9 protein-coding genes and 2 pseudogenes are annotated in these 5,778 nt (G+C 47.6%); 4 read left to right on the top strand and 7 right to left on the bottom strand.

Annotated features, from left to right (window positions below):
- Nucleotides 1-90: 90 nt before the first annotated feature.
- The 5 genes and pseudogenes from Q7V48_01690 to Q7V48_01670 form a co-directional block, all read right to left on the bottom strand.
- Nucleotides 91-297 (bottom strand): annotated as a pseudogene (locus Q7V48_01690) (aminotransferase).
- A pseudogene (locus tag Q7V48_01685) lies at nucleotides 279-398 on the bottom strand (pyridoxal phosphate-dependent aminotransferase). The pseudogenes Q7V48_01690 and Q7V48_01685 overlap by 19 nt, the downstream one beginning before the upstream one ends.
- Nucleotides 399-458: 60 nt before the next feature.
- Nucleotides 459-947 (bottom strand): DUF3368 domain-containing protein, encoded by a 489-nt coding sequence (locus Q7V48_01680; protein MDO9209452.1) that lies wholly within the window; start codon nucleotides 945-947, stop codon nucleotides 459-461.
- The gene (locus Q7V48_01675) at nucleotides 944-1,201 is read right to left on the bottom strand and encodes a UPF0175 family protein (GenBank protein MDO9209451.1); all 258 of its coding nucleotides are present in this window, start codon (nucleotides 1,199-1,201) and stop codon (nucleotides 944-946) included. The genes Q7V48_01680 and Q7V48_01675 overlap by 4 nt, the downstream gene beginning before the upstream one ends.
- Before the next feature lie 410 nt (nucleotides 1,202-1,611).
- Entirely contained in the window at nucleotides 1,612-2,049 is a 438-nt protein-coding gene (locus tag Q7V48_01670) for a hypothetical protein (GenBank protein MDO9209450.1), read from the bottom strand.
- A 304-nt stretch (nucleotides 2,050-2,353) separates the two neighbouring features.
- On the opposite strand from Q7V48_01670, the gene Q7V48_01665 reads away from it, so the two are divergent.
- Nucleotides 2,354-2,662, top strand: coding sequence for a transposase (locus Q7V48_01665; protein MDO9209449.1), 309 nt, complete (start codon nucleotides 2,354-2,356; stop codon nucleotides 2,660-2,662).
- A 106-nt stretch (nucleotides 2,663-2,768) separates the two neighbouring features.
- Here Q7V48_01665 and Q7V48_01660 read toward each other — a convergent pair.
- Nucleotides 2,769-3,879 (bottom strand): IS3 family transposase gene (locus Q7V48_01660; GenBank protein ID MDO9209448.1). Its coding sequence is split into 2 segments (ribosomal slippage): nucleotides 2,769-3,614 and nucleotides 3,616-3,879, totalling 1,110 coding nucleotides; the frame shifts between segments, so codons are not numbered across the junction.
- 139 nt (nucleotides 3,880-4,018) lie between these two features.
- On the opposite strand from Q7V48_01660, the gene Q7V48_01655 reads away from it, so the two are divergent.
- From Q7V48_01655 to Q7V48_01645, 3 genes are all read left to right on the top strand, one after another.
- Complete coding sequence (locus Q7V48_01655; GenBank protein MDO9209447.1) at nucleotides 4,019-4,708, top strand: transposase; 690 nt, start codon at nucleotides 4,019-4,021, stop codon at nucleotides 4,706-4,708.
- A gap of 339 nt (nucleotides 4,709-5,047) precedes the next feature.
- Nucleotides 5,048-5,323, top strand: a complete 276-nt coding sequence (locus Q7V48_01650; protein MDO9209446.1) for an AbrB/MazE/SpoVT family DNA-binding domain-containing protein — start codon at nucleotides 5,048-5,050, stop codon at nucleotides 5,321-5,323.
- The gene (locus Q7V48_01645; GenBank protein ID MDO9209445.1) at nucleotides 5,313-5,570 is read left to right on the top strand and encodes a hypothetical protein; all 258 of its coding nucleotides are present in this window, start codon (nucleotides 5,313-5,315) and stop codon (nucleotides 5,568-5,570) included. The genes Q7V48_01650 and Q7V48_01645 overlap by 11 nt, the downstream gene beginning before the upstream one ends.
- A 55-nt stretch (nucleotides 5,571-5,625) precedes the next feature.
- On the opposite strand, the gene Q7V48_01640 is transcribed toward Q7V48_01645, so the two are convergent.
- On the bottom strand, nucleotides 5,626-5,778 hold a 153-nt coding region (locus tag Q7V48_01640; protein ID MDO9209444.1), incomplete at its 5' end, for a sugar transferase.

The following is a 5,778-nucleotide window of genomic DNA, read 5'->3' as shown; positions in this document are numbered from 1 at the left end:
CCGCAATCGTACTGAACAAGACAACGCGCTTCACACCTGCATTTTTCGCGGCGGTAGGCTGTAGTAATTTCTTGATAAATACTATCCCCATCAGCGGACAGCAACGCGCATGACTTTATCCATTGCCCGAACCACATCTTCCATATCATCCACCGACAGCGTTGGATGCACCATGAACATCAGGCTGGTTTCGCCCAGTTCCTGGGCCACCGGCAGACGTTCGGCCGGTCGTAAACCATTTCCTTCAAACGCCTTTTCCAGATAGATTTCACTGCAACTTCCCGATCCGCACCAAACTTTTCGGGAGTGATCAAAATCACCGTGAGCCAGCAGTTTGAGCGTCCATAAGAGGCCTCAGGCATAAACTCGATGCCGGGAAGATCGTTGAGCGCCTTCCGAATAAACGCCGGCTGACGAAAGAATATCAGGGAGTCGATTGGGAGCTGAATCGAAAGGGCTCAGACTTCTCTTTCATCCTGAAGTACCCGTAGATAGAGTTCATCCTTTATACGAAAGCCCGCCATGTCGCGTAACGCATCCAGGTAAGGCTTAACGGCGCTAATGAGCCCCTTCCGTCTAGCTTCAATAAGGACGCCGATCAGCCCAAGGCAGCGCAACCCGAGATGATGAGCAGTTTCTCGTCCGAGGCGTTCGTCCATTAGAAGAAGTTCAGCTTTTATCTCCGAGGACAGGGCAATGGCTTCAGCTTCTCCCGCATCCAGCTCCTGCTGTAAGGCATGCACAAGCTGGCTGTTGGTGGTGGCGTGCTTCTTGATCCAGGCGGCCACCTTAACTTCACCCGACCCAGGTTGCCCGGCCCCCTTGATGACCACCTCTTGCCACACCGCTTCGGGAATGACAAGCTCGCCATACAGCTCATGCAGCAGGTTGAGTTTGCCAATACGGGCCAGGTTGATCAGCGCGGAGGCATTACTTACGACTTTCATAGCCGGCCGAGTTCCTTAAGGGTTGCCAGGTCTTCTTCGTAGTCTTCGAGGTCATAATGGATGGGAACGCCTCTGCCTCCCAGCAATTGTTGGAAGTCCCAGACGGTCATATCCGCCATCTCCCGGGCCTTGCCGAAAGACAGCTTGCCTTGCTGGAACAAGTGGATGGCAAGTTCGCGCTTCAATTCCTGGGGCGTCATGCGGGTAGCATGGATAATTTCACGCGGTATCTCAATAGAAATCGTGGCAGTCATTTTTTACCTCCATTCATACTTATAGGTCATTTTACATCATATCGTTGCCCCTGTCCAACGCCCCCGGAGGAACTATGCTTGCAGAGTAAGAATTCTTGCCCGCGAGGTGGAACCAAAAAGTTTGGTCAATACTGCTTCTGCTTTGTCTTTATTCTTCAGGGAACCCACAAAAGGAGGAGATATGAAGTGACTGAAAAATTCAGTCAGGAAGGTTAACCTAATTTCGTTTTTGATGGTTTGTGGCAGTTTCTTATGATGGTAACACCTCGCCTGAGATCCTCCTCGGTCATCTGGGTTCCGGAAGGAAGGCATAATCCTCGTTCAAATAGATCTTCGCTGATATAGAAAAAGTTGACTTAAAAAGTAAGTCAGGAAGTATCCTAACCTCAAAAAATTAATTCCTTCAATCTTTACAACTCACCCATTCTTCGCATTTCCTGAACTACCTCTCTCCAGCCCGCCGACAAATCATACTTTGGTATAAATCCGAGTTCCTTTTGAATGCGCTGGCTGTCCACTGCCACATCTTCCGTATATTTGTCGACTGTAGCACGTGTGATTGGGGAGTGGCAGCCAAATAGTCTTGCTCCATCTTCCAGCATGCCCGCCGCAAAGCGTATAGGGGCAACCGGCAAAGAAAAGCGCGGCGGCTTACGACCCAGGGCAGAGCAAATGGATTCAATAATTTCGTTCAAGGTATGAAACTCACCATCCGTTACGTTGAAGACCCGGCCTGCCGCAGCGGGATGAGAAACAGCCAGCACGGCCGCACGGCCAACATCCTGATCATAGACCAGCGTACGTCGATTGAGACCATTTCCGACAGGGATAAAGCGACTGCGTGCCAAGGCACGCGTTAGCCTCTCGTAGTTTCCCTTGATGCGGGAACCATAAACCGCCCCCAAACGCAACACAGGACCGATCGGTTGACCATCCGCTCATTTAGCGAGATCTTTGCACAAGTACCCCTTAAATTCACCCGCATACCTTTTTGGTGTTGACTGGTTAAAAAATAATGGCATCAAAAATGTTTATTATAATTTTTCGCCAATAGCTTACTAAAATATCAGATAACTATACGATTTCGCTTGACTATAATGATATTTCATGTCATATTCCCTTCAGCACTTTAATAAATTTCATGGAGGGAATATGGGATATAAAACCCTGGACCAAAACATCAGCTTCGCCGAAGTCGCCCTTGCCAGCTCCATGGAAAATAACCGCAGTCTGAAAATGATGGAAAAAGTTAATCAAATCATTGACTGGTCCCATATCGAAACCTTATTGATGGGACATTATCAGGCGGGAACCAGTAAAGAAGGCGCTGATGCTTACCCCCCTTTAATGCTGCTAAAAGGATTATTACTGCAAAAGTGGTTTCGCATCCCCTCTGATCCCGAGTTAGAAAATCAGATTAATGACCGCGTCTTTTTCAAAAAGTTCTTAGGACTTCCTTGATTAAGGTGGACCCCTTTGTCAAGACAAAAAATTAGGTTATTTATGTTACACTTTGGGGTCTTAAATTCCGTTTAAATTGTCAAAGAAATAAACCCAAAATCTTTCGTTAGAGTAAAACTGCTCTTTGAAAATAGACTTCTGCCGGAGTTTGATAATTCAAAGATTGATGCAGCCTCTCTTGGTTGTAAAGAGTAAAATATTGGCCAATCCCTTCTTTGGCATCCGGAACGGTCCGATAATCTTTCAAGTAGACGTCTTCGTACTTTAGGGATCGCCACAACCGCTCCGTGAAAATATTATCAAAGACCCGCCCCCGGCCATCCATGCTGATCTGAATCTGCTGCTCCTTCAGTTTCTGGATGAAAATTTTACTGGTAAACTGAGATCCCTGGTCGGTATTAAAAATCTCCGGGCAACCAATCTGAAAAGCTCTCTCCAAAGCCAGAAGACAAAAATCCACTTCCAAACTCGTCGAAAGCTCCCAGGAGACTACATAACGGCTAACCCAGTCCATAATGGCCACCAGATACAAAAACCCCCGGCAAAGCCGAATATACGTTATGTCCGCCGCCCAAACCTGATTCACTCGATGAAGGCTCACCTCCCGCAAAAGATACGGATAAATCTCATGCTCCGGATGCGCCTGGCTCAAGCGGGGCCGAGGGTAAATCGCTTCCAACCCCATCTTCCGCATCAACCCTTGAACCCGTTTCCGATTTACCCGATGACCTCCCCTTCGTAAAAAAGCGGTCATCTTTCGGGAACCATAAAAAGGCGTCCGGGTATATTGCTCATCAATCCGCTGCATCAACAGCAGATCATAGGGATCAATCACCGGCTGATAATAAATACTCGATCGGGAGATCCCCAAGAGCTCGGCCTGGTGGCGAATCGAAATCTCAATATTCTCTTTGTCAATGAGCAGAAGCTTCTCTTTATGGGAGAAGGCCAGATTTTTTTTTGAGCCAGTCCAGGTCCACTTTCAACTGACCGATCTGACGGTAAAGCTCCTGGATCAACTCCTCCTGATCCAGTTCTTTCTTCTTCCTCCGATCCGCAAAAACTTCCACTAACCCTTTTTTCGCTGCGGCTTTCCAACTCCGGATCTGAGTGGGATGAACCTGAAATTCACTGGCTAACTCAGCTGAGGTCTTAATCTCCTTCAAGGCCTCTAAAGCCACTCTCGCTTTAAACGACGGCGGATGCTGCTTCTTCAAATTCTCCACTTGGGCCTCCTCTTTTTCTCTCCCAAGTGTAACATATCACCCTGTCCAAATTTCGGGGTCCATTATAGATCAACCCTCTCCAGACCATTCTACTTTTTGCCGGTTTAGAAGCAGGTTGTCGAAGAAGGCCATGATCAAAATCAATAGTGAATTTCTCCTCCAGTTTTCCCAGAAAGGTTTAACCATCCATGAAGGGATCGCCGTTGATGCCCGATTAGTCCTATCTGCCAGCCATCCTCTCCGCAATGAGGAGAGGAAGAAACTCAAAGAAAAGCAAGAGACACCAGAGGGCAAGCTGGACAAGAATGGGAAGCCTTTGAAGTTCTCCAGGGATGTAGAATCGGACTGGACCATCAAGAACGATAAACCCCACTATGGTTTAAAGGAGCATGCCTCGGTCGATATCAACCATGGCTTTTTATTGGCCACCGAAATCACGCCGGCCTCTCATCATGATTCTCTTTATCTTCCTTACTGTACGGCTGCCAGTTGTCACACGGAGCAACCCATCGGGAAAGTTTATGCGGATAAAGGGTACTTTGGAGAACCGAATCGTTCCTTTCTTTGTTTGAACCATATCGAGGACGGCATCATGCGCAAGGATACCACGACGGCCAAGATTACCCATTTTGAGAAAGAGCGCAACAAGCAGATTTCGAAGAAGCGTTATATTGTTGAGCAGTATTTTGGTTTGAGTCATTTGTATCATGGGGCTTTCCGGGCCAGGTTTCCCAGGATCATTACCAATGTGATCGATGTCATGTTTCGTCAGATGGCCTTTAATCTTTTTAGGGGATCAAAAATTCTGGTAACCGCATAAACCGAGGGAGATGTATGCCCAAAGATAGAAAATGGGCAAGATCCTCGATAGCGAGTAACGATTGTAAACTGAAATTACTTTGGTAATAGGGTTATTGACCCTTGATGGATATCCGTCATAGAAAATGAATCCCTAATTTTTATTGAAAATTGGGGAACAAAGAACACTTTTAACGTTTCAGTAAAAATTCAAAGCTCTCAATTCATAAGATTGCCATGGCGTTGCGCGCCTCGCAATGACAGGGAGGACAGAAATTCAAAGCTCTCCCTGTTTCTTTTTTCGCTTGACAGGGGAGGGGAGAGTTGCTATACTCCGATAAAAAAGTAAAGAGGTAAAACAATGCGCATCAGCAGCAAGCGGCAAATCGCCATTCCTAAACACGTCATGACAGCACTGAACCTGCAACCTGGCGACGAAATCGACATCAGAATCGAAGATGGGACTGCCCGTCTATTACCCATCACGACAATCAAGGTGCCTCGGGATCAGGCCTGGTTCTGGACAAAAGAATGGCAGGAAAAGGAGAGGGAGGCTGACGACGACATCGCCGCCGGAAACTTCCGTGATTTTGAAAGTTTGGATGCCCTCATGAAGGACCTGCACAGTGATCATTAGACGGACCAACGCCTTCCTCAGGGATTACCGGACACTGCCCGTCGCGATCCGAGAACGTGTCGATAAACAGTTATGCCTGCTTTTCGAGGATTTCCGCCATCCTTCCCTGAGGCTGAAGAAACTGAGAGGAACGGACAGATTCGAGATTCGCATCAGCAAAGGATACCGCCTGACCTTGCGGCTCGATCAGGGGGTCATGGAGCTGCGACGCGTCGGCACCCACGATATTCTTCGGGATGAAGGATAAAAAATGGCGGGGGAAAAATCGGGAGCTTTCCCCCCTTTCTCCTCAACCCCCGAAATCAATGGCTGACGTTTTCCGCGCGAGCGACCTTCAGAAACGTCAAAAACAATATCTTGAAGTCAAAGAAGAACGACATGTTTTTCAGATAATATTCATCGAATTCCACCTTGACCGGAATCGGAATATCGTCGCGGCCATTGATCTGCGCCCA

This window comes from Deltaproteobacteria bacterium (assembly GCA_030654105.1).
GTDB lineage: Bacteria > Desulfobacterota > SM23-61 > SM23-61 > SM23-61 > JAHJQK01.
Note: the sequence above shows the minus strand (reverse complement) of the source record. Positions and strands in the feature narration are given on the sequence as shown.

What these genes read in the sequence shown, in the direction of transcription:
- Q7V48_01680 (MDO9209452.1), bottom strand. Translation starts at nt 947, where the DNA reads ATGAAAGTCGTAAGTAATGCCTCCGCGCTGATCAACCTGGCCCGTATT.
- Q7V48_01675 (MDO9209451.1), bottom strand. Translation starts at nt 1,201, where the DNA reads ATGACTGCCACGATTTCTATTGAGATACCGCGTGAAATTATCCATGCT.
- Q7V48_01665 (MDO9209449.1), top strand. Translation starts at nt 2,354, where the DNA reads ATGGGATATAAAACCCTGGACCAAAACATCAGCTTCGCCGAAGTCGCC.
- Q7V48_01655 (MDO9209447.1), top strand. Translation starts at nt 4,019, where the DNA reads ATGATCAAAATCAATAGTGAATTTCTCCTCCAGTTTTCCCAGAAAGGT.
- Q7V48_01650 (MDO9209446.1), top strand. Translation starts at nt 5,048, where the DNA reads ATGCGCATCAGCAGCAAGCGGCAAATCGCCATTCCTAAACACGTCATG.